This window comes from Candidatus Viadribacter manganicus, assembly GCF_001679665.1.
Taxonomy (GTDB): Bacteria; Pseudomonadota; Alphaproteobacteria; order Caulobacterales; family Aquidulcibacteraceae; genus Vitreimonas; species Vitreimonas manganica.
Genome location: NZ_CP013244.1, coordinates 2,860,282 through 2,880,864, shown reverse-complemented (window position 1 = coordinate 2,880,864; position 20,583 = coordinate 2,860,282). Strand labels below are relative to the sequence as shown.

The 20,583-nt window shown below is 62.2% G+C and carries 21 protein-coding genes; 12 read left to right on the top strand and 9 right to left on the bottom strand.

All coding sequences use genetic code 11. The features are described 5' to 3' along the window. The first annotated feature begins 60 nt into the window (after positions 1–60). Complete coding sequence (locus ATE48_RS14680; protein WP_066772739.1) at positions 61–444, top strand: VOC family protein; 384 nt, start codon at positions 61–63, stop codon at positions 442–444. Here ATE48_RS14680 and ATE48_RS14675 read toward each other — a convergent pair. Both ATE48_RS14675 and ATE48_RS14670 read right to left on the bottom strand, forming a co-directional pair. After that, positions 441–1,874, bottom strand: a complete 1,434-nt coding sequence (locus ATE48_RS14675; protein ID WP_066772736.1) for an ABC transporter permease — start codon at positions 1,872–1,874, stop codon at positions 441–443. The genes ATE48_RS14680 and ATE48_RS14675 overlap by 4 nt on opposite strands. A gap of 3 nt (positions 1,875–1,877) precedes the next feature. Continuing rightward, positions 1,878–2,759: an ABC transporter ATP-binding protein gene (locus tag ATE48_RS14670; RefSeq protein ID WP_228126641.1), complete on the bottom strand. Its 882-nt coding sequence runs from the start codon at positions 2,757–2,759 to the stop codon at positions 1,878–1,880. 173 nt (positions 2,760–2,932) lie between these two features. Between ATE48_RS14670 and ATE48_RS14665 the strand changes: the two genes are divergently transcribed. The 4 genes from ATE48_RS14665 (at position 2,933) to ATE48_RS14650 (ending at position 5,866) form a co-directional block, all read left to right on the top strand. After that, a complete protein-coding gene (locus ATE48_RS14665) occupies positions 2,933–3,340 on the top strand; it encodes a hypothetical protein (RefSeq protein WP_066772732.1) in 408 nt (135 codons plus the stop codon). A gap of 81 nt (positions 3,341–3,421) precedes the next feature. Next, positions 3,422–4,483, top strand: coding sequence for a class I SAM-dependent methyltransferase (locus ATE48_RS14660; RefSeq protein WP_066772730.1), 1,062 nt, complete (start codon positions 3,422–3,424; stop codon positions 4,481–4,483). Positions 4,484–4,499: 16 nt separating this feature from the next. Continuing rightward, entirely contained in the window at positions 4,500–4,910 is a 411-nt protein-coding gene (locus ATE48_RS14655; protein WP_066772727.1) for an EVE domain-containing protein, read from the top strand. Beyond that, positions 4,910–5,866 carry an alpha/beta hydrolase gene (locus ATE48_RS14650; protein ID WP_066772725.1) on the top strand — a complete coding sequence of 319 codons (957 nt, stop codon included), beginning with the start codon at positions 4,910–4,912 and terminating at the stop codon, positions 5,864–5,866. Before ATE48_RS14655 ends, ATE48_RS14650 begins: the two co-directional genes overlap by 1 nt. Positions 5,867–6,094: 228 nt before the next feature. Here the strand turns inward: ATE48_RS14650 and ATE48_RS14645 are convergent, their stop codons facing one another. The 4 genes from ATE48_RS14645 to ATE48_RS14630 form a co-directional block, all read right to left on the bottom strand. Continuing rightward, the gene (locus ATE48_RS14645; RefSeq protein ID WP_228126640.1) at positions 6,095–8,161 is read right to left on the bottom strand and encodes a S46 family peptidase; all 2,067 of its coding nucleotides are present in this window, start codon (positions 8,159–8,161) and stop codon (positions 6,095–6,097) included. 75 nt (positions 8,162–8,236) lie between these two features. Next, positions 8,237–8,779 (bottom strand): hypothetical protein, encoded by a 543-nt coding sequence (locus ATE48_RS14640; protein WP_156767794.1) that lies wholly within the window; start codon positions 8,777–8,779, stop codon positions 8,237–8,239. Positions 8,780–9,033: 254 nt separating this feature from the next. Next, positions 9,034–9,282, bottom strand: coding sequence for a DUF7662 domain-containing protein (locus ATE48_RS14635; RefSeq protein ID WP_156767793.1), 249 nt, complete (start codon positions 9,280–9,282; stop codon positions 9,034–9,036). Between the two features lie 150 nt (positions 9,283–9,432). Further along, positions 9,433–9,819 (bottom strand): hypothetical protein, encoded by a 387-nt coding sequence (locus ATE48_RS14630; RefSeq protein ID WP_156767792.1) that lies wholly within the window; start codon positions 9,817–9,819, stop codon positions 9,433–9,435. Between the two features lie 108 nt (positions 9,820–9,927). Between ATE48_RS14630 and ATE48_RS14625 the strand changes: the two genes are divergently transcribed. The 3 genes from ATE48_RS14625 (at position 9,928) to ATE48_RS14615 (ending at position 13,295) form a co-directional block, all read left to right on the top strand. Further along, the gene (locus tag ATE48_RS14625) at positions 9,928–10,428 is read left to right on the top strand and encodes a hypothetical protein (RefSeq protein ID WP_066772716.1); all 501 of its coding nucleotides are present in this window, start codon (positions 9,928–9,930) and stop codon (positions 10,426–10,428) included. A gap of 175 nt (positions 10,429–10,603) precedes the next feature. After that, positions 10,604–11,332: a TonB family protein gene (locus tag ATE48_RS14620; protein WP_066772715.1), complete on the top strand. Its 729-nt coding sequence runs from the start codon at positions 10,604–10,606 to the stop codon at positions 11,330–11,332. A gap of 136 nt (positions 11,333–11,468) precedes the next feature. Then, complete coding sequence (locus ATE48_RS14615) at positions 11,469–13,295, top strand: DUF885 domain-containing protein (protein WP_066772714.1); 1,827 nt, start codon at positions 11,469–11,471, stop codon at positions 13,293–13,295. Positions 13,296–13,315: 20 nt separating this feature from the next. On the opposite strand, the gene ATE48_RS14610 is transcribed toward ATE48_RS14615, so the two are convergent. Together ATE48_RS14610 and ettA are read right to left on the bottom strand one after the other, a co-directional pair. Then, entirely contained in the window at positions 13,316–14,173 is an 858-nt protein-coding gene (locus ATE48_RS14610; RefSeq protein ID WP_083197377.1) for a hypothetical protein, read from the bottom strand. Between the two features lie 16 nt (positions 14,174–14,189). Then, the gene (ettA, locus tag ATE48_RS14605) at positions 14,190–15,860 is read right to left on the bottom strand and encodes an energy-dependent translational throttle protein EttA (RefSeq protein ID WP_066772712.1); all 1,671 of its coding nucleotides are present in this window, start codon (positions 15,858–15,860) and stop codon (positions 14,190–14,192) included. A 122-nt stretch (positions 15,861–15,982) separates the two neighbouring features. On the opposite strand from ettA, the gene ATE48_RS14600 reads away from it, so the two are divergent. The 3 genes from ATE48_RS14600 to ATE48_RS14590 are packed head-to-tail and all read left to right on the top strand — an operon-like array spanning position 15,983 to position 18,368. Continuing rightward, positions 15,983–17,416, top strand: coding sequence for a S41 family peptidase (locus ATE48_RS14600; RefSeq protein ID WP_066772711.1), 1,434 nt, complete (start codon positions 15,983–15,985; stop codon positions 17,414–17,416). Between the two features lie 58 nt (positions 17,417–17,474). Next, on the top strand, positions 17,475–17,804 hold the full coding sequence (locus tag ATE48_RS19840; RefSeq protein WP_156767791.1) for a hypothetical protein: 330 nt from the start codon (positions 17,475–17,477) through the stop codon (positions 17,802–17,804). Between the two features lie 54 nt (positions 17,805–17,858). Continuing rightward, entirely contained in the window at positions 17,859–18,368 is a 510-nt protein-coding gene (locus ATE48_RS14590) for a hemerythrin domain-containing protein (RefSeq protein WP_066772706.1), read from the top strand. Between the two features lie 11 nt (positions 18,369–18,379). On the opposite strand, the gene ATE48_RS14585 is transcribed toward ATE48_RS14590, so the two are convergent. Beyond that, the gene (locus tag ATE48_RS14585) at positions 18,380–18,697 is read right to left on the bottom strand and encodes an MliC family protein (RefSeq protein ID WP_066772704.1); all 318 of its coding nucleotides are present in this window, start codon (positions 18,695–18,697) and stop codon (positions 18,380–18,382) included. 122 nt (positions 18,698–18,819) lie between these two features. On the opposite strand from ATE48_RS14585, the gene ATE48_RS14580 reads away from it, so the two are divergent. Continuing rightward, positions 18,820–20,535 (top strand): toll/interleukin-1 receptor domain-containing protein, encoded by a 1,716-nt coding sequence (locus ATE48_RS14580; RefSeq protein ID WP_066772703.1) that lies wholly within the window; start codon positions 18,820–18,822, stop codon positions 20,533–20,535. Positions 20,536–20,583: the final 48 nt, after the last annotated feature.

Here is a 20,583-nt window from a genome sequence, read left to right as displayed (position 1 = left end):
GATTATCGCTTGACTTAGTTAGTTAGTCAAACTAATTATTTTCGGATTGGAGATTAACCCATGAATGGCGCGCCACACTTGCTTACGGGGATTTGCCAAGTCGCGCTCGCGAGCACTGATCCAGGCGCGCTTGTCGCATTCTATCGCGACACCTTGGGTTTGCCAGTTCTGTTTGAAGCAAGCGGCATGACTTTCTTCCAGTCGGGCGCCACGCGGCTCATGGTTGGCGGCGCACACCCCGGCCAACAAATTGGCGGCGATACGGTGCTCTATTTCGAACCACGAGATTGGAGCGCCGCCGAAAGCGCGCTTGAAGGCAAAGGGATCGCGTTCTTGCACCCCGCGCAGAAGCTTCAAGAAGCGCCCGGCCGCGAATTGATGTTGCGTGCGTTCAAAGACCCAGATGGGCACACGCTCGCAATCATGGGCTGGCGAGCGGTCTAGCCTTTGTTTTTGCGGCCGCGCCAACTCGACAGACTGACCTGATCCACGACGCCAGCCTTGAACACGAGCGAGGCCAGGAAAAGGATCACGATAACCGTCACAATCATCAGCCCGCCCTGCGCGGCGATCTCAGTCCAGGCAAGGCCGGAAGGCGCGCGGATCAGCATCAGGAATGGCGTGAAGATCGGCACCCAACTTGCCGCCTCAATGATTGGCGCATTGGGATTATCGAGCGCAGGCGTGATCAGCATCATTGGCGTTGCGAGCACAAGCGCAACCGGCCCTAACAAGGTTTGCGCTTCCTGCACGGACTCGCAGAGCGAGCCCAAGGCCAGGAAGATCGCGCCGTACATCAAATAGCCGGCGATAAATCCGATGAAGAACGCGGCCAGCAAACGCGGCTCGAGGAAGGCGGCGGCCACCTGCCCAAAGATGTTGTCGCTTGCACGCTCAGCCGCAATCGTCAGCAGGGCGCCGCCGAGCGCGCCCCAAAAGAGGAACAGCGTGGCGCTGACGGCCGCGACACCGAGCAATTTGCCGATCAGCATTTGCAGGGGGGTGACGCTTGTCAGCAGCGTATCGAGGATCTTGTTCGACTTCTCTTCGATCACGCCATTTAGCAGCATGTTCGCGACGGAGAACACTAGGCTCCACAAAACGAATGCCAAAGCCAAGGCCGCGAAGAACGGCGCGCGCTCGCGGAGCGTCACGCTCTCACCGCCGGTTGAGCGTGGATCGAATTGAACGATCTGCGGATCGAAGCTCTGTAAGCGCTCGGCCTCGCTGGGCGCCAGGCCTTGCGCTACAAGCGCTTCGCGCTGCATTTCCAGGCGCATCGCCCGATAAGCCAGGTTTGTTGGCTCGTCATGGTTGAGCGCGGTGCTCCAATATTCGATGACCGGCGCGCCTTGCGCATCGCGCCGAAGATAGAGCGCGCCATACAAGGTATGGCCACCGGGCAATGTTTGCGCGCCATCGAGGTATGGCCGCATCGCCTGGATATCCGGCACTGGCGGCGCCACGATCTGATAGCGCGGAGATAGCGATGGATACGCCGTCATTGCATTTGGCGCGCGCTCGGCCACGATCTCACGCGCCGCCGCGATCGCCGCTTGACGGTTGGGCGCAGCATCGAACGCGGCAAGCGCTTCGGCGCGAAGCTGGGGCGCGGCAGCGCCAAGATACGCTGCAATCGCACCGCGCGCATCGTCAAGGGCGCTCGCAGCAAAGGCAACCCTCACTGCGTCCGCATCGGTGGAACGTTCAGCAACGATCGTCAGCACACGCGGCGGTTCTGCACGCGCCAACAGGATCGGCGCAAAGAGGAGAACGGCGATGATCAGCGGCGCCGTGAGCAGCGACAGCCAAAAGCCCCACGCGCCGATATAGGCGAAGTAATCACGGCGGGCGACGAGAAGGATAGCGGACACCCTCTACTCCGCCGCTGACACGGCGACTTTGTCGCCGACTAGAGCCACGAAAGCTTCGTGCAAGCTGGCGCGCGCCGGCTCGAACAATGAAAGCGGCGCACTTGCCTCGACACAAGCCTGCAACAGCTGACGCGAGCCATGGCCGTTCTCGAGCCGTGCGCGCCAACGCTTATTGCCATGCTCTTCACCATCGAAAGTGATGTTGAAGCCCTTCGGCGCCAGCGCCTCTGCGAGATCGTAATCACCCTCGGTTTCCAGCATGACCACCGAAGGCGCAAGCGCCAAGGCTTCCGGCACGGTGCCTTCGAAAGCCGCCTTGCCCTGCGCGATCAGCAAGATCCGATCGCACAAGCGCTCGGCATGCTCCATCACGTGAGTTGAGAACAAGATCGTGCGCCCGGCGGCGGCCTGGGCGCGGATGGTCTCTTCCAGCACTCGCTGATTGACCGGATCGAGCCCCGAGAACGGCTCATCGAAAATGATGAGATCCGGCTCGTGCGCGATTGCGCCGAGCACCTGAACCTTTTGCGCCATGCCTTTGGACATGGTCTTGATCTTCTTGCGCCGCACCTTGCCGAGACCGTGATCGGTCAGCAATTTGTCAGCTCGCTTGAATGCGACATTCGCCGGCGTGCCTTTGAGACGCGCCAGATACGCAATCGCCGAGCGCGCACTCATGCCGCGGTAGAGCCCTCGCTCCTCGGGCAAGTAGCCAACGCGCTTCATGGTCTCGCGATCGGCTGGGCCACCCAGAACCGAGATGCGCCCGGACGTTGGGCGCAACACGCCAACAAGCATGCGCAGCGTCGACGACTTGCCCGCACCGTTTGGGCCGAGCACGCCGTAGATCGAACCCGCGGGCACACGGAAACTAAGGTCCTGCACTGCGGTTCTTTGACCGTAGCGCTTGACCAACCCCTCTGCTTCGAGCGCTGCGTCCATACATTTTGAGGTGTAACGGGCGGGCTTCTGAGATCAAGCACACGCCCCAGCATGCGTTGACGCATCGCCTGAAACGCGCAAAATCCTGGGGCGCGATCGAAACGGGGGTAACGGTCATGGCAATTGTTCGGATCGTTCTTGGCATCGTCATCGGCGTGGCCGTTGGCATCGGCCTCGTCATGGTCGGGGACACGATCAATCACCGGCTGTTTCCGCCGCCACCGGAGGTGCAGATAACCAACCCCGAAGCGATCCGCGCTTATATGCAAACGGCGCCGATCACGTCCCTCCTCGGCCTCCCGGTCACCTGGACGATCGCCGCCTTCGCTGCGGCGTTTGCAGGCGCAAAGATTGGCTCGAAAGCTTGGGCGGGATGGGTCGCTGGTGCGCTCATCTTCGCCGCGACTTGCCTTAACCTCGCAATGATCCCGCACCCCGTTTGGATGCTGGTTGTCGCCATCGTTTGCGTACCCGCAGCGGCTTGGCTCGGCGGCAAACACGGCGGCCCAGCTCGGGCGAGTTGAAGCGCGAAATCGCGCGCGCCGCACTTGAACTCGAAAGATTGTGGGCGTTAGCTCCAGGCTTCCTTTGAGGGAGGCTTTCGCATGAAATCGCCCGACCCCGACAAACTCAACGCATTCATTGGAAGACTGGTTGGCGACCTCGGCGCCGCCACAGGCGCAGCTTTGGTGCTCTTGGGAGATCGCCTCGGCATCTACAAAGCGATGGCCGACGGAAAGGCTGTGACCCCGGAAGAACTTGCGGAAAAAACCAAGCTCAACGCGCGCTACTTGCGCGAATGGCTCTCTGCGCAAGCGGCCGCCGGTTACATCGACTACAGTTCCAAGAGCAAGAAATTCAAACTCAATCCCGAACAGGCTAGCGCCTTCGCCGATGAAGGCGGCCCAGCATTCTTCGCCGGCGCCTTCGAACTCACCCAATCGATGTGGATCGACGAGCCCAAAGTCGCGGAAGCTTTCAAGAGCGGCAAAGGCGTTGGCTGGCACGAACACTCAGCTTGCCTTTTTCGCGGCACTGAGCGCTTCTTCCGCCCAGGCTACAATCGCCATCTCGTCTCCGAGTGGATCCCAGCTCTGCGCGGCGCAAAGGAGAAACTCGAGAAAGGCGCAAGCGTCGCCGATGTCGGATGCGGACACGGCGCCTCGACAATCCTCATGGCGCTCGCCTATCCGAAGTCGAAATTTTACGGGTACGATTATCACGCGCCGTCAATTGAGCGCGCCAAAGTGCTCGCCAAAGAAGCCGGCGTCGCCAAGCGCGTGAGGTTCGAGCAAGCGAGCGCAAAGGATTATCCCGCGCTCGACTACGATCTCATCACATTCTTCGATTGCCTGCACGATATGGGCGACCCGGTTGGTGCGGGCCGGCATGTCAAAGAGGCTCTCGCCACTGATGGCGCTTGGATGATCGTGGAACCCTTCGCGCACGATGACCTTGCGGAAAATCTGAACCCTGTCGGCCGCGTCTTCTACGCGGCGTCAACGATGATCTGCACGCCAGCGTCGCTAAGCCAGGAGGTTGGCCTTGGGTTAGGCGCACAAGCGGGCGAAGCACGCCTCAAAAAGGTGGTCAAGGACGCTGGCTTCAGTAAATTCCGACGAGCCGCCGAAACGCCCTTCAATCTGGTGTTCGAGGCGCGCGCCTGAACACTGGAAGGACTAAATGGCGTACTGGCTGATCAAGAGCGAACCCGACACCTGGTCCTGGGATCAGCACGTCAAGAAGGGCGCCGATTCCTGGACTGGCGTGCGCAACCACCAGGCCAAGGTCCACCTACAGACGATGAAGAAGGGCGACAAAGCGTTCTTCTATCACTCGAACGAAGGCAAGGAGATTGTCGGCGTCAGCGAGGTGACGAAGGAAGCCTATATCGACCCGACCGACAAAACGAACGCGTTCTACGCGGTCGATTTCAAAGCTGTTGAGCCGCTGAAAACGCCGGTGAAGCTCGCCGCGCTCAAGGCGGACAAAAATTTCGCCGACATGGTGCTCGTCAAGAATTCCCGCCTCTCCGTTCAACCCGTGACGGCAGACGAATGGAAGGCAATCCGCAAGCTGGGTGGTTTGAAATAATGCAATACCTCGATCCAAAACTCTTTACTGACGCCGCCATCCCGGACGAGACCAAGCAACTCAACGCCAGCATCATCGCGCTCACCAAGGACATGGCCAATTGGTGGGAGGTGGGCGCACAAAAGGTGCGCGATGCGCGCGCCAAGGGTGAAGGCGTATTCCCGGCGCCGGTAAAATCAGATCGCGCAAAATGGATCGAGATCGACGGCCCAGCCGGCAAGATAAAGCTGCGCATCGTAGCGCCTGAGAAATCGCGCGGCGCCTACCTGCACATTCACGGCGGCGGCCACGTACTGGGAGCTGCCGACCAGCAGGATCGCCTGCTCGAACGCATTGCCGAGACGACTAACCTCACAGCCATCAGCGTCGAGTATCGGCTTGCGCCCGAGCATCCCTACCCGGCCGGCCCCGATGATTGCGAAGCAGCAGCACTTTGGGTGCACGACCATCTGCGCGACTTCGGTGGCAACGCGCTCGCGATCGGTGGCGAAAGCGCCGGCGCGCACCTTTCCACGCTGACAATCCTGCGTCTCCGCGACAAACACGGGCGCACGCCGTTCAGCGCTGCAAATCTTGTGTTTGGCGTGTTCGACCTCGCCATGACGCCAAGCGCCCGCGCCTTCGGCGATGAGCGGCTGGTGCTACGCACCCTCGACATCCAAAAATTCGGCGATGCTTTTCTTCCGGGCCTCGACGAGCAGCAAAAGCGCTCACCAGAATTTTCGCCGCTGTTTGCGGACCTGCGCGGCCTCTGCCCCGCTTTCTTCACAATTGGCACGAAGGACGCACTGCTGGACGATACGCTCTTTATGCACGCGCGCTGGACCGCCGCCGGCAACAAGGCCGAACTCGATATCTATCCCGGCGCGTGCCACGGCTTCATCGCATTTCCGTCAGCGCAGACCACGCAGTCGATTAAAGCGCAGACAGCCTTTCTGAATTCCGTTCTCGGCTGATCAAACTTGCATTCGCCGCACGCGCGCGGCCTCTCGTCTCTCTGCAATTGAAGCGCGCGAGCAATCGCGGCTTCATAAGCGTGCCTGCTGCAACACACCGCCAATGTGTTGAGTTCTGGCGGCACGCACACCCCCGTCGCCGCCAGTCGCAAGGCCTCCGACCTCGCCCTCATGAGCAAGGAGGTTGGGACGCTGGCGCCGGTTCCGAGTGCCGGCCGCTGGCGTCCCTCAGCGTCCTTCGATCTCCGCGACCAGCGCGCTCATGCCGTACACATCGGCGAGCGCCGTGCGGATGATCGTCGAGGTCACCGTCACCGAGCGATTGAGCCTGCCGTCGTAGAAGTATTCACCACCCAACAGATGCACGTTGCCGTCAAAAACCGCGCCGACAACATCGCCGTCGCGATCGAGCAGCGGACCGCCGGAATTGCCGCCGATCACGTCCGTCGATGTCGAGACGTTGACGATGCCGCGCGGATCGATGCGGCCGCGCGCATCGGCCCAGCGTTCGCTCAAAACGAAGGGCGCTGTGCCGGTGCTTCGCTCAAAGAGCCCGTCCGTGTGCGTGAACGGCCCAACCACGCGGCCGCTCGGCTCCGACCAGCCAATGACGCGTCCGTAGGTAATACGCGGGCTAAACGTTGCGTCGGGATATTGCGTGTCACCGAAGGCGCGGAAGCGCGCGCGCGCGATGCGTTCTTGCGCCAGCGCCACTGGCGCCTCCACGCGCGAGACGTAGCGTTCGCGCACCGCGCGCGCGTCAGCATCCATACCGCGGACAAACATGATCATTGGATCCGTGGATTCCGCGATCGCCGCGGCCCCGCCTTGCCATAGCTCCATGCGATAGGTGGGATCGTTGAGGCGCGATTGCGAAAGACGCTGCGCGAGCGCTTCAGGCGCCTCACTGCCCAGCAGAGCGCGCGCAGCTTGATTGTTCGCCGGCAGCCGGGCGCGCAATTCCGACAGCCATAGCGCAAGGTGCAGTTCTTCGAATGACGGCGTGATCGTGCGGTTCGCGCGCAGCCCCTGAACCACCGACGGAAGCCGCGTTTCGCTGTAGCGCACTAAGCGCTCAGCATCCGGCCGCTCGCGCTCGGCAGCGCCGCGCACGAGATCGCGCGCCCACGCGAACAGAAGCGAGCGCTCGCCCGCGCGCTGTTCCAAATACTGATACTCATAGAACATGCCGCGATACGCGGCTTGTGCGCGTTCGATTTCACCCCATGCGTCGGCGACATCGCGCGTCGCCGCCTGATTGCGGCGGACACGTTGCTGCAGATCAGCTTGGCGCTCTGCAACGTGTGCAAAACCGGTGGGATCCGCCAGCGCTTGCCGGCGCCCGGCGAGGCCCTTGAAGGAGTTCTGCACCGCCTGCAGCGTGCTCGAAGCGATGCGTTCCTGGTCTGGACCAAGCGCCGAATAGGCGATCAGACGATCACGCAAATGGCCGAGCGACTCGATCTGCCATGGCAGATTCACATCGCGTTCGAACTCTAGCTCCGCCGTTGTGCGCAAGCGCGAGGTTCGCCCTGGATTGCCTGAGATGAGAACAATCTCATCCTCCGCCAGCGGCGTGAAGCGCATGTCCAGATGGTTGGGCGTGACCGCCGGTCTGCCGCCCGAATAAAGACGCAAGAATGAGAAATCGAGGCAGTAGCGCGGGAAGTTGAAATTGTCAGTGTCGCCGCCGAACGCCGCCATGCTGTGCTCTGGCGCGAACACCAGCCGCACATCGCTGAACGTGCGATATTGATAAAGCCCGTAGCGGCCACCCTGATAGAGCGTGACCACCTCGCAGCGCGTCTCTGCGCCGCTGCACTCGCCGATCAGACGCGCAAACTCGCCATCACGGGCGCGCGCGAAACCCTCGGGCGCAACGCCGGCAGTTGCGCTCTCGATGTCGGCGGTTACATCACGTATGGACGTCAAGACATCGATCGAGAGATTGGGACAGCGCAGCTCTTCTTCGCGCGTCTGCGCCATGAAGCCATGCTCGAGATAGTTATTTTCAACGCTCGAAAGCGAAGTCACGCACGAGACGACGCAATGGTGATTGGTGAGCACCAAGCCTGCGCCGCTGACGTTCGACGCTGAGCAACCCGGCAGACGCGCCGCGCCTGCCATGACGCGATCAAGCCAAAGTTGATCTGGCGCCCAGCCCATTTGCGCTTGCATACGCTCGACCGGGAAATTGTCGAACGTCCACATGCCCTCTTCGGCCAGCGTCGCAGGCGCCGCCGCAAGGCCAAACGTTCCAATGAGAGCAGCTGCCGTGCGCAACTTCTGGCGCATCATTTCCCCCGACTCAGTTCGCCGGAGGAAACGCGATGCCTAGGCCTGGGGCAAGCGATGCAACTGCTGTGGAACTTAGTTCAGGCCAAGAGCCGCGAGCATTTGCGTTTTCACCTCAGCCGAAACGTCTTCGGCGTCATTGATGAAATCACGCGCATCTTCTTCAGTGGCGCCAGTGATACGCACATTGGCGCGGTCATCGTTTTCGCCAGGACCGCCGTCTTCGGCATCGACGTGCACAGAGCGGCCGCCAGCATTGATACGCACCGTTGCGCTTTCGCTGTTGGGATCGCTCTCATCGGCGGCAACCGAAATATTCACACCAGGCAACCGCATCGCGAACACTTCAGGATTGGCCTCACCGTTCAACGGCTCCATCGCGCCCAAACTCTGGATAGCGTCGCCATCGAGGAGCGCTGAAGCACCATCGGCGACGCGCGAGCCGGTCGTGCGCCCATCGGGCGCGGTCACGATGAGAGTCTGCACGCCCTCAACGGCGCGCACCTCGAGCGTATATCCGCCCGCGGCTTCCTCAGTGGCGGCGCTGCCATCGCTCGACGAATAGGAGCCATCGCACGCCGCCAAAACCAAGGGGGCGGCCAAGGCCAAAAACAGCATTCTCATCATCATTGGCTCCGATCGCGCCGATTTTGTTCAACCTGATCATAACAATGGCCGCGATCACTCGCACGAGTACTGCGGTCACATTCCGTGCGCGCTTGCTCGTCGTATGCATCATCAAGCAGGGAAACGCAGCCGCCGAGCGTCGCGACGGCGACTAAAACCAGCAAAATTCGGCGCAAAAATTGGCCCTCCCGTCGGCTGAGGTGGCCATGGATCACCGCCATCGCGGCGATTTTCGGGCGCCGCGCCTAGCGCGTGCGTTCGAAGCGGACGACTTTTTGCTCGCGATCCAGATAGGCGACGCGATAACCCGCCTTCATCCAGGCGCGCGCGTGGCTGTGATGGTCCTGGTTGTCATTGGCCCAGAACGAACGGTGTTTGCTCGCGCTTTCCGGCAGTGGCTTGCCGATGATTTGCTCGATGTCTTCGAACGTGAGCATCTCCGGACGACCATTGCGCCGGCTAAGGTGAGAGTGCAGCGCCGCGTATTTGCGCATCTTGTTCTTCTCCCGCACTACATCGCAAGCGGATCGCCTCCGCAACGATACTGACGGTGGATAAAGATGAACTGATTTGCGCGTTGTGCACAGTGGGTGCGGAACGACTTCTGCAGTTGCGATTGGATCGAATTCAAAATGAGTGTGAGGCTATTGCTGCGCGGGCGCCAGAATGATCTGACACGTGTTCGGCGCGGCGCGAACGTTGAAGCGATATTCGGTGTTCGCCGGAACGTGCACATAGAAAACCGCGCCATCGGCTTGGGTGTATTCGATCACGTAATCGTTCGGGCGCCGGCAGGGCCTCATCGTGCTGCTGTAGGTCGCACAATGGCTGACGCCCGGACCGTTAGAGAGATCGACCATTCCACTTTCGTAAATCCGCGCACGTCCGACCGCCGCGCCGCTCTCGCGTGCTGCGTTGAACGCCGCTGCGTCGATGATGTCGCAAGGCCGCGTTGGCGCATTGGGCGGCGCCCAGGCGGGGCCACAGGCCGCGAGCGCCAGCAAACCAAGCAACAACACAGCACTTCTCATCCCGCCCCTCCCGCGTGTGGGCGAAATGATGACCCACTGCGCGGCAGGATGGAAGAGTCTAGATTTCGTCGGCGTTCGGCTTAGCATCGCGCAACCCAAGAGGATCTCATGCGCCGCATTCTACTCGCCACACTCGTCGCGCTCAGCGCGTGCGCCACGCTCGGCGAGAGCGGACCTTCATTACGTTACGCCGACGCTGCAAGTCGCGGCGCGTGGTCCGCGTTGCTGGCAGGCCGGCCAAGCCAGTCACAAGTTGAACGCGCCACCGAAGACTGGTCGCGCGCATTAGGCGACAGCTTCTCGTGCCGCGTGCCGACGCGTGAGGTCCTCAACGCGGGCCTCACAGGCGCGCTCGAAATTGGCGCAATGAACGCCGCAGCGAATGGCGGCGGCGAACGCGAAGTACGCGACGGCGTTGCGCGCTATGTTGGCGCCATCACAGCGCTCGCGTTGGAGCGGCGCGAACGGCCAACGCAGGAACGCTGCGATGCGATGGCCGCATGGGCGCCGCGCATTGCTTCCGATGGGCGCGAAGCCGTTGAGCGCGCGCGCCGCAATGGCTTGATGGACGACGATTACGGCCTGCTCATGGGCCTGCTCGCGCGCTGATCATCCCGTTCGCACTGTGCCCTCGGTCACAGGAAAAGCAGCAAGGCTTCACTATGGAGTTGCTCAGTCAGGCGGCGCCCTCGCGCGTCACAGCCCTGCACTGAGGAACTTACCGTCATTGTGAACATTGCGGGCCTGTCGGGTTCCCGCCCGCTATCTTTCCGAGGAGACGAACGTGAGCGAAGATCCGAAACACGGCGCTACGACAATTCGCGCATCCAAAGGCGGCGGTGGCGGTGGCAAGCTGCTGCTCGGCGCAGTTGCAGTGGCGGTCTTGGTCGGCGGCGGCTATTTCGTCTGGAAGAATTACAGCGGCGCGCAGGACGGCGCACAGACCGCCTATAACGACGCCTACAATTCAGAACCCTATAGCGACGATCTGTTGCGCGCCGGTCCAATCGACCCAAGCGATGAGCCAATCGCCGACACCGCCTCTAGCGACGATAGTCTCGTCCCGCCGGCAAGCGCACCGCGCGCGGCCAGCGCACCTGCGCGCCGTCAAACCGCGCGCGCCGAAACCGTGCCGGAAGAAACCATCGGCATCACCCCAATCAACGCGACCTCGACTGAAGTGGCGGACGGCGAAGATATCGTCGTGACCGCGAACCCGCGCCCGATCTGGGTGCGCACGCCCACGCAACGGCGCCTCTCGGCGCTTTATCCGGAACGGGCGCTTGAGCGCGGCCGTGAGGGTGAAGCGCGCCTGCACTGCACTGTGCAGGGCGATGGCGCCTTAGATTGCGCGCGCGTCGAAGAAACCCCCGGCGGCTTCGGCCCGGCGGCGCTGCGCGTCGCGCGCACGCTCCGCCACGCCCCGCAATTGGCCGACGGTAGCAACGCCGCTGGCTCGCCGGTGAATCTCCGCGTTGTGTTCCGCATCCCGCAAGACGCACGCCGCGGCTAAGCTCGACACGGAAACGAACGACGGCCGCGCAAAACCTGCGCGGCCGTTTGTTTGACCGGCGCGCCTCTTCGGCGCTTTCCGCTTGACCGCCTGCGCTCGACGCCTTTCATCACCCCCAACGCATTCGGGGGATACCATGACGCTTCACCGTCGCGCCGTGCTGCAAGCAGGCGCCGCAACGCTCGCACTCCAGGCCACGGCCGCCAGTGCGCTAACGCCGGATGAAGCGGCAGATCGCCTGCTGGCTCGCATCACCGAACAATTGCTGAGCGACTATCCTGAAAGCGCAACCGGCGCCGGCGTCGATAAAAACGCGCGTGCGCGCCTGCGCTCTCGGCTTTCCAGCCATTCGGCATCTGGCCAAGGCGTCATTCGCGCCCATGTCCGCTCGACGCTTTCGCAGCTTCGCCGCCTCGATGTCGATGCGCTCGGCCCAGCAAAGCGCCTTGACGTCGATGTCGTTAAAACCGTGTACGAGCTCGCAGCGGGCGGTTTTGAATTCCCGTACGGCGATGTCGCGATCCTCAACAACAATTGGTCGTACCGCAACACGCCATATGTCGTGGCGCAAAACGTCGGTGCGTTCGTCGAGATCCCCTCCTTCCTCGACTCCAGTCACTCGATCAACACCGTCGCGGACGCAGAAGCCTATCTCGTCCGCATGGACGCCTACGCACGTCAGCTCGACGGCGAAACCGTCCGCGTGCGCGCCGACGCTGGACGCGGCGTTGTGCTGCCGGATTTCCTGTTGGCCAAGACGCTGCAACAACTTCGCACCAGCCGCGCGGCGCCGTTTACGCAATGGGGCATCGTCACATCGTTGGCGACACGCGCTGCTCGCGCAAATCTCAGCCCCCGCTACGCAGCCGACGCCGCGCGCATCGCCGAGGAACACATCGCGCCGGCTATCGATCGCCAAATCGCAGTGTTAGAATCGCTGCAAGCGCGCGCGACCAATGATGCAGGCGTGTGGAAGCTGCCGCGCGGCGATGAATACTATGCATGGGCGCTGCGTGCCGGCACGACCACACAAATGACGCCGGATGAGGTCCACGAAATGGGCCTCGACAATCTACGCACGCTGCATGGCCGCATGGACCCAATCCTGCGTTCGGTCGGCTACACCGAGGGCAGCGTCGGCGCGCGTATGACCGCGCTGGCGAGCGATCGTCGCTACCAATTTTCGGATGGCGATGCGGGCCGCGCCGAGATCATGGCCTTTATCCAGGACAAGCTCACCGACATCCGCGCGCGCCTCACGCGCGCCTTTCACAATCCAGTGCGCGGCTATCTCGAAGTCGTGCGGATCTCGCCCGACGTTGAGGCCGGCGCGCCAGGCGCCTATGGCGGCGCGGGCACGATCGACGGCAGCGAGCCCGGCCATTTCTGGATCAATCTCAGAACGCCGGCGCTGCACACCAAATTCGATCTCGCCGACCTCACCTATCACGAAGCCATCCCCGGCCACGTCTGGCAGGGCGAATACACGTTCCGCCAGCCGCTCATTCGCACGCTGCTTGGCTTCAATGCGTACTCGGAAGGTTGGGCGCTTTACGCGCAACAGATCGCCGACGAACTCGGCGTCTATGACGACTTCCCCGTTGGCCGTTTGGGTTATCTCCAATCGCTCGCCTTCCGCGCTTGCCGCCTCGTCGTCGACAGCGGCATCCATTCCAAGCGCTGGACGCGCGAGCAAGGCGTCGATTTCTTCGTCCGCGAAAACGGCTCGAACCCGCAGGAAGTGCAAAGCGAAGTCGATCGCTATTGCTCATGGCCCGGCCAAGCGTGCGGCTACAAAGTCGGCCACAACACTATCAACCAGCTTCGCGACAACGCGCAGAGCGCGCTCGGTGCGCGGTATGACTTCGCCAGCTTCAACGATGCCGTCGTTGGCGGCGGCAATGTGCCGATGACCGTGCTTGGGCGTGTGATCGATGCGTATGTGGCTGGGGCGCGGGGCTAATCGGCCCGTTACGAATCCGCTCACATCGCTCCACGCCGTAAGCCCGCGAGCAATCCCACACCGACCCAAGCGCCGATAATGGGGCTAAGACCGATGCCGATCCAAGGCACGGGGTAAGCGCCGAAGAATGTCAAGGCGAGCCAACTTAGCAAGCAAACACTCAGCGCCCAGGCGGCGATGCGCGGGGCTTCGCGCAAATATCGCGTGAGACGTTCAACGCTGACTGCGGCGACCACAATCATTGAAACTGCGACAACCGTAAGTAGCGGCGCCGTGACGAGCCCGAGCTCGATGACATCTTCCACTTCCGGCACAGGCTGCAGAGGATCGCACTTAAACCATGCGAGGATCGCAAGACCGATTGCCCCAATGATAACGCTGCCTTGCAACAGCGGCCGCGACGAGGTCGCCGCTGCAACGGCCACCATGACTGCGCCAAGCGTCGTCGCTTGCGACGCGTCTGGCTGCAACACCAACAATGTCAGCGCCGTGAATGGCGCTATCCATGACCACACGCGGTCGCGGGAAAGAGCGCCGAGCGACACCGTCGCCGCGGGCAGCGTAAACATGGCGGCGTTGATATGCAGTGGGCCCACCTCGACCCACCGATGCACACCCTCTTGCGCCGGACTTAAGAAAGTTGCGAGCAACGCAATTGGCGCGGCCCATAGCGCGAAATGCAGCGCCTCGGCTCGGCGGATGTGCGCGAGACCTGCCGCTAGAATAGCGCCAATACCCCACCCCACGAGATTGCAGAGCCAGAGCGCGGAACCAACACCGTTCAGCGCGCAAATATATGCGCCGATAGCTACAGCAACGAGAGAGCAAGCGCCAAAGACTGCAAGCACCGCAAGCCGACGTCGCAATGCTTTCTGCACGCCGCTCAAATTCGCCCTAACGCCCGAACTTCTGGAACTTGATCCGACTTGGAATGATCTCGCTCACGCCCAACCGGCGCATCTTATCGGCTTCGTAGCTGTCGAAGTCGCCTTCGAACCATTCGACGTGACTGTCGCCTTCGAACGCCAGGATGTGCGTGGCCAGGCGATTCAGGAACCAGCGATCGTGGCTGATAACGACAGCACAGCCGGCGAAATCTTCGAGCGCAGCTTCCAAGCTTTGCAGCGTTTCGACGTCGAGGTCGTTGGTCGGTTCGTCCAGCAGCAGAACGTTGGCGCCGGTGAGCAGCGTCTTGGCCAGATGCACGCGATTGCGTTCACCGCCTGAGAGCTGACCGACTTTCTTCTGCTGATCGGCGCCCTTGAAGTTGAAGCTCGACACGTAGGCGCGCGAGGGAATTTCGCGGCCGCCAACTTCGAGAATGTCAAGACCGCCGGAGATTTCTTCCCAGATCGACTTCTTATCATCGAGCGCATCGCGCGATTGATCGACGAAGCCGAGCTTTACGCTGTCGCCAATCTCGATCTTACCATCGTCAGGCGTTTCTTGGCCTGTGATCATGCGAAAGAGCGTCGACTTACCAGCGCCGTTCGGACCGATGATGCCCACGATGCCGCCCGGCGGCAGCTTGAACGTAAGGCCATCAATCAACAGCTTCTCGCCAAAGCCCTTCTTCAAGCCTTCGAAATTGATGACATTCTGGCCAAGGCGCGGGCCCGGCGGAATTTGGATGGTCGCGAAGGTTTGCTTTTCGCGCTCGGCCTGCGCGGCCATTTCCTCATAACGCGCCAAACGCGCCTTCGATTTGGCCTGACGCGCCTTCGGCGATTGACGCACCCAATCGAGTTCGCGCGACATGACTTTCGAACGGCCTTCGGATTCGCGCTCTTCTTGCGTCATCCGCTTGGCCTTGGCTTCGAGCCAGGCGGAGTAATTGCCTTCGTAGGGATGGCCCTTGCCGCGATCGAGTTCGAGCGTCCATTTCGTGACTTGATCAAGGAAGTAGCGATCGTGGGTGACGAGAATCACGCAGCCTGGAAAGTTCTCGAGGTGGTGCTGCAGCCAAGCGACGCTCTCGGCGTCGAGGTGGTTGGTCGGTTCGTCGAGCAGCAGCATGTCCGGCTTCGAGAGCAAGAGACGGCAAAGCGCGACGCGGCGGCGCTCGCCGCCTGAGAGCTTTTCGACGCCGCTATCGTCCGGCGGGCAGCGTAGCGCATCCATCGCCATATCGATTTTGGAATCGATGTCCCACGCCTCGGCCGCGTCGATGCGCTCCTGAAGCTTCGTCATCTCTTCCATGAGCTCGTCGCTGTAATCCTCACCGAGCTTCATGGAGACTTCATTGAAGCGCGTGACGAGTTGCTTTTCCTCGCACCAGCTCTCAACGTTCTCCCGCACGCTGAGCGCGGCGTCGAGTTGCGGCTCCTGTTCTAGGTAGCCCATCTTGGTGCCGGCCATCGCGAAGGCTTCGCCGGTGAAGTCCTTGTCCATCCCGGCCATGATCTTCATAAGCGTCGACTTACCCGAGCCGTTGACGCCGACGACGCCGATCTTCGCGTCCGGAAAGAACGACAGCCAGATGTTCTCGAACACCTTCTTGCCGCCCGGATAGGCCTTGGTGAGGCCCTGCATCGTGAAAATATATTGCGCGGGTTGAGCCGCCATGGGTCGCGTCCGTTCTCTCGGGAAAATCGAAGCGCGGATATAGCGATGCTCTCGCGGCCCGTCGAGCGATCCGAAGCTGCCTTGACGCCGTAAACACCGCAAAATCGCCGAAGGGAGTGCGCATGTGGTCGCGGAGAGCCGTTTTGCTGGGGGCTTCAGGCGCGGCTTTGACGCTGGCGGCTCGGGCGGCGCCTTTGGGCGATGCGTCCAGCGACGTCGCAATTTTGCGTGACGCCTACGAAAGTTTGCATCCGGGCCTTTATCGCTACAATACGCCGCGCGAGATGGCGGCGCGCTTTGATGCACTTTCGCGCGCCTGGTCTCGGCCACAATCGCGCGCCGAGGCCTACCTCTCGCTGTCGCGTTTTCTGACGACCATCAAGTGCGGACATACCTACGCGAACTTCTACAACCAATCAGAAGACGTGCAGGCCGAACTTTTCGACGCGCAACGGCTGCTCCCCTTCCAGTTCGTCTGGATCGACGGGCGCATGGTGGTGCTCACCAATCAATCCAGCGATCCGCGGCTCGCGCGGGGCGCCGAAATCCTAAGCATCGACGGCCACTCAACGCCGAGCATCTTGCGCACGCTGATGGCCTATGCCCGCGCGGACGGAAACAACAGCGCCAAACGGCGGGCGTTGCTCGAAGTACGCGGCTTTGATCGCTATGAGACGTTCGATGTTTTCTACGGCCTGATCTATCGGCCGGGCGCTTCAGTGCGCTTGCGTGTTCGTGCGCCAAGCGCAGCGCGCGCCGAAACCCTTGAGGTCGCCACCATCGACCTCGCAACGCGCCGCGCACTCATCATCGCCGAACCCGAAGAGAACGGGCCGGTCTGGACGTTGAGCTACCCACGCACACAAACGGCTTTGCTGACCATGCCCAATTGGGCGCTCTATAATTCAAGCTGGGATTGGCGCGGGTTTCTGGATCAGAGCTTCGCAGAGATCGCGGCGCGAAACATCACCAAGCTCATCGTCGACATTCGCGGCAACGAAGGTGGCAACGATTGTGGCGATCTCGTTGCAGCCCGTCTGATCGACGCGCCGATCGCCCGCGAAGGCAATGCGCGCCGCACGCGCTATCGGCAAACGCCAGATCGGCTGAACCAATATCTCGACACCTGGGATCGCTCCTTCCGCAATTGGGGAGACGATGCTGTGCCGCGCGAGGATGGCTTCTTCGATCTGCGCGGCGAAACCGAAGCCGATCAAATCGAACCGCTCGGCCCGCGCTTTCGCGGCGGCGTCGATGTCCTCATCGACTCGCAAAACTCCTCGGCAACCTTCCAGTTCGCCAGCTGCATCAAAGGCAATCGGCTTGGCCGCTTGGTTGGCGCGCCGACCGGCGGCAATCAGCGCGGCATCAATGGCGGGGCATTCTTCTTCCTGCGCCTGCCCGCTTCAGGCCTGGAAGCCGACGTGCCGTTGATTGGCCGCTTCCCGCTTTCACCAAAGCCGGACGCGGGGATCGTGCCCGATATCGAGATAGCGTTAACGCGCGAGGACATTGCGAGCGGTCATGACGCTGCGCTGGAATTTGCACTGCGCTAGCGACGGAATGGCGGACAGCGCGCGTTTGTAGCTCCGAGGGGTATCAAGGAGCTCTGCTATGAAACGAATTTTGGCTCTCTGCGCCGTCGTCGCGGTAACGGCTTTGGCCGCCCCAGCGGCGCACGCGCGCAATTGGGATCGCGTCGAGGACCGCATCGACCGGCGCGAAGACCGCGCGGACCGGCGTGAAGATCGCCGCGATGCGCGCGAAGATATTTTGGATGCGCGCGAGGATATCTGGGACGCTCGGCACAATGGCGGCTGGCGCGATCGCGCCGAAGATGTTCGCGACGCCCGCGAAGATGTGCGCGATGCGCGGGAAGATCGCTGGGATCGTCGTGAAGATCGCCGCGACCGCCGCGAAGATCGCTGGGATCGCCGCCACTAAGGAACCTGCAGCCCTGGGCGTTGTTCTTCCGGAGAAATCCGAGGAGCAACGCCAATGGCCGCCACCCAATCTCATCCACGCACCACGACACGCACCGAGCCCGCGCCAGGGCCCGACGCGCTTAAAATGCTGAAGGCCGAACATCGCGAGGTCGACGCTTGGTTCAAAGAGTTCGAAAAGACGACCAACGGGTCGCGCAAACACAAGCTCGCGAAACAAATATGCACGGCGCTTCGCCTGCACACCCAAATCGAAGAAGAGATTTTCTATCCCGCTTGCCGGGAAGTTGGGCTTGAGCCCGACATGATGGACGAGGCCGACGTCGAGCACGACGCCGCAAAAAAGCTGATCAAGGAAATCGAGGGCGGCAAACCCGGTGACGATCACTGGAGCGCAAAAGTCAAAGTGCTCGGCGAGATGATCCGGCATCACGTCAAGGAAGAAGAAGGCCTCGGCGGCATCTTCGCCAAGGCGCGGCGTTCCGATCTCGATCTAGATGATCTCGGCGCACGCATGAAGGCGCGCAAGGAAGCGCTGATCAAGCAGATGAAAAAGCGGAACTAGCCGCTAGCCGATCACTCGGTGACTTCGCTGCAGGCGGTTTCCGCAGCTCCCGGCCGCGTCCAACGCGCAGAGTTGGCGCGGCCGCGGAATTCGGCGCCGTTATTGTTGTAGCGATAGCCCGAGCCGCTCACCCGCGCCGGCAAGTCAACGACGATGTAGCCTTCTTGAGCGATGCGCGCGGAATCGGGATTTCGCGTGAATGTCACATTGAGCAGCGAACCATCCTCACACCGAAACGACGTGGTGACCGGCCCCGTTTCGGGCGCTGGGCATGGCGTCTGACAGGCGCCGAGGAGGACCAGCACGGATAGGATGGCGGCTGCACGCATCTAAAATTCTCCAACTGCGCGCCTTTCTAGCGCCCTTCCCGCCTTTGAGAAACACTCTGTCGGGCTTTGCTTGCCCGGCGTGCTCACGGCGCCCCATAAGTGGCGCCCCAGGGGGAGAAGCCATGTCGAACGGATATTTGCTGGCCGCAGACGCAGACCTGCCCGGTCTGCAGGACGTCGCCAGCGGCTTCGGACTCCAAGCTGTCGGGGCCAATACCCTAGGGTCCCTGGAAGCCACGGCCGGCGCCATGCAGGGCGCGGCCAATGTCGGCATCGTGTTGAGTGACGCCGCCACGCGCGACGTCGCGTTCATGGCGCTGCTGCACTTGCTCGCTCGCTCACTGAGGAACGCACAGCTCATCCTCGCCGAAACGGACGCACGCACAGACTTCGGCTTTCTGCCGGAAGCGTGGCCAACGATGGCGCTCAGCGATGCAGTGGAACGTGCGCGCGATCTGCTACGCCGCCGCGCCGAGAGCGAGGCCAGCGCAAACGAGGAGCCACGTGCACATCCATTGCCGCCGGTTGAGCAAGAAGTGCAGCCACCGGAAGCGCCGCAAGATCCAAACCCCGAGCTGGAGCCGGAGCCGGAGCCGGAGCTCAAGCCTGAGCCAATGCCGGAACCAACGCCCGAGCCGGACCCGGAATCGCCCGAGCCGGAGTCCAAACTCGAAGGCGAGCTCTCCAACGAGAGCGCCTTGCAACACGAGACCGCAGCGCCAGAGACGAACGAAGATATCGTCGGTGGCGCGCCACCAGATGATGGGCGCAAAGATGATGGCGCGCTGTCGGACGCATTTGGTTCAGGAACCCCTAGCGGCGAAGCGCCTAGCACAGAAGAAGAACTCGAACCTGAGGCCCCGCCGGAACCTGCAGCGCCGCCCGCCTATGCCGAGCCGCCGCCTCCGCCAGCGACGATGACGCCGGCGCCGGCGCCCGCGCCTGCTCCGCAAAGTGTGGAGCCACCACGGCGGCGCGCACCGGAAAACGCACGCGCCGGCGGCGATGCGACCGCGCCAGCCGACGCCACCGCGTTTGCGCCCAAGAAAATGCGGCGTGGCACGCCAGAATTGGTGCGCATCGTCATCCACCAGCCAAAGGACTTGAAGGACGTCATCAAGGCGGCGCGCCAAATCGATCCACGCACCGATGCCGCGCCAAGCGGCATGAAGGTTGGTGACGTTGCGCTCGGCGCAAGCGTTGGCGTATCGCTTGAAGTGCGCGGCGCCGAATGCGACGGCGCAATTCAGCGCCGCGTCTGGCAAGGCGAAGCGATCGACTTTAACTTCTCAGCCGACGCTGACGGCGGCGTGAAGCAGGTCATTTTCCTCGCCCGCGTCTTCATCGATGACGCGCAGATCGGCGTTCTCGCCTTCACACGCCCCGTCGGCGGCCCGAAGAAGAACGCCGCATCCGCGGATCGGGTGCGCCTCAAGCGCCACAAGCGCGTATTTCTCTCCTACTCCAGCAAGGATCGCGAAACCGTCTCGGCGATCGCGACCGCATACGAAGCGGCTGGCGTGCAGCACTTCTTCGACCGCACATCGCTGAAGTCCGGCGAAGAATGGAGCCCGCGTCTGCGTCAAGAAATCGATCGCGCCGATCTCTTCCATCTGTGCTGGTCGAAGTCGGCTTCGGAGTCGCAATGGGTTGTGACCGAAGCCGAACACGCGCTGACGCGCCGGCGCCGCTCGAACGGCAAGAAGCCCGACATCACCGTGCAGATGTTGGACGGCCCGCCCTGGGCCAAGCACCCGGACAGTCTCGACAGCATAAATTTCGACGATTTCGTCCGCGCCGCGATCGTCGGCTATGCGCGGGGCGACGGCCAGTCTTAACCGCCGCGCCGCGGACAAGCCCATGCCGCTCGAGCTCGGGCGCGTAGC

Bases quoted from the DNA above. Each gene is read 5' to 3' on its own strand.
- ATE48_RS14680 (WP_066772739.1), top strand. From the start codon at position 61: ATGAATGGCGCGCCACACTTGCTTACGGGGATTTGCCAAGTCGCGCTC.
- ATE48_RS14665 (WP_066772732.1), top strand. From the start codon at position 2,933: ATGGCAATTGTTCGGATCGTTCTTGGCATCGTCATCGGCGTGGCCGTT.
- ATE48_RS14660 (WP_066772730.1), top strand. From the start codon at position 3,422: ATGAAATCGCCCGACCCCGACAAACTCAACGCATTCATTGGAAGACTG.
- ATE48_RS14655 (WP_066772727.1), top strand. From the start codon at position 4,500: ATGGCGTACTGGCTGATCAAGAGCGAACCCGACACCTGGTCCTGGGAT.
- ATE48_RS14650 (WP_066772725.1), top strand. From the start codon at position 4,910: ATGCAATACCTCGATCCAAAACTCTTTACTGACGCCGCCATCCCGGAC.
- ATE48_RS14645 (WP_228126640.1), bottom strand. From the start codon at position 8,161: ATGCGCCAGAAGTTGCGCACGGCAGCTGCTCTCATTGGAACGTTTGGC.
- ATE48_RS14640 (WP_156767794.1), bottom strand. From the start codon at position 8,779: ATGCTGTTTTTGGCCTTGGCCGCCCCCTTGGTTTTGGCGGCGTGCGAT.
- ATE48_RS14635 (WP_156767793.1), bottom strand. From the start codon at position 9,282: ATGCGCAAATACGCGGCGCTGCACTCTCACCTTAGCCGGCGCAATGGT.
- ATE48_RS14630 (WP_156767792.1), bottom strand. From the start codon at position 9,819: ATGAGAAGTGCTGTGTTGTTGCTTGGTTTGCTGGCGCTCGCGGCCTGT.
- ATE48_RS14625 (WP_066772716.1), top strand. From the start codon at position 9,928: ATGCGCCGCATTCTACTCGCCACACTCGTCGCGCTCAGCGCGTGCGCC.
- ATE48_RS14615 (WP_066772714.1), top strand. From the start codon at position 11,469: ATGACGCTTCACCGTCGCGCCGTGCTGCAAGCAGGCGCCGCAACGCTC.
- ettA (WP_066772712.1), bottom strand. From the start codon at position 15,860: ATGGCGGCTCAACCCGCGCAATATATTTTCACGATGCAGGGCCTCACC.
- ATE48_RS14600 (WP_066772711.1), top strand. From the start codon at position 15,983: ATGTGGTCGCGGAGAGCCGTTTTGCTGGGGGCTTCAGGCGCGGCTTTG.
- ATE48_RS19840 (WP_156767791.1), top strand. From the start codon at position 17,475: ATGAAACGAATTTTGGCTCTCTGCGCCGTCGTCGCGGTAACGGCTTTG.
- ATE48_RS14590 (WP_066772706.1), top strand. From the start codon at position 17,859: ATGGCCGCCACCCAATCTCATCCACGCACCACGACACGCACCGAGCCC.
- ATE48_RS14585 (WP_066772704.1), bottom strand. From the start codon at position 18,697: ATGCGTGCAGCCGCCATCCTATCCGTGCTGGTCCTCCTCGGCGCCTGT.
- ATE48_RS14580 (WP_066772703.1), top strand. From the start codon at position 18,820: ATGTCGAACGGATATTTGCTGGCCGCAGACGCAGACCTGCCCGGTCTG.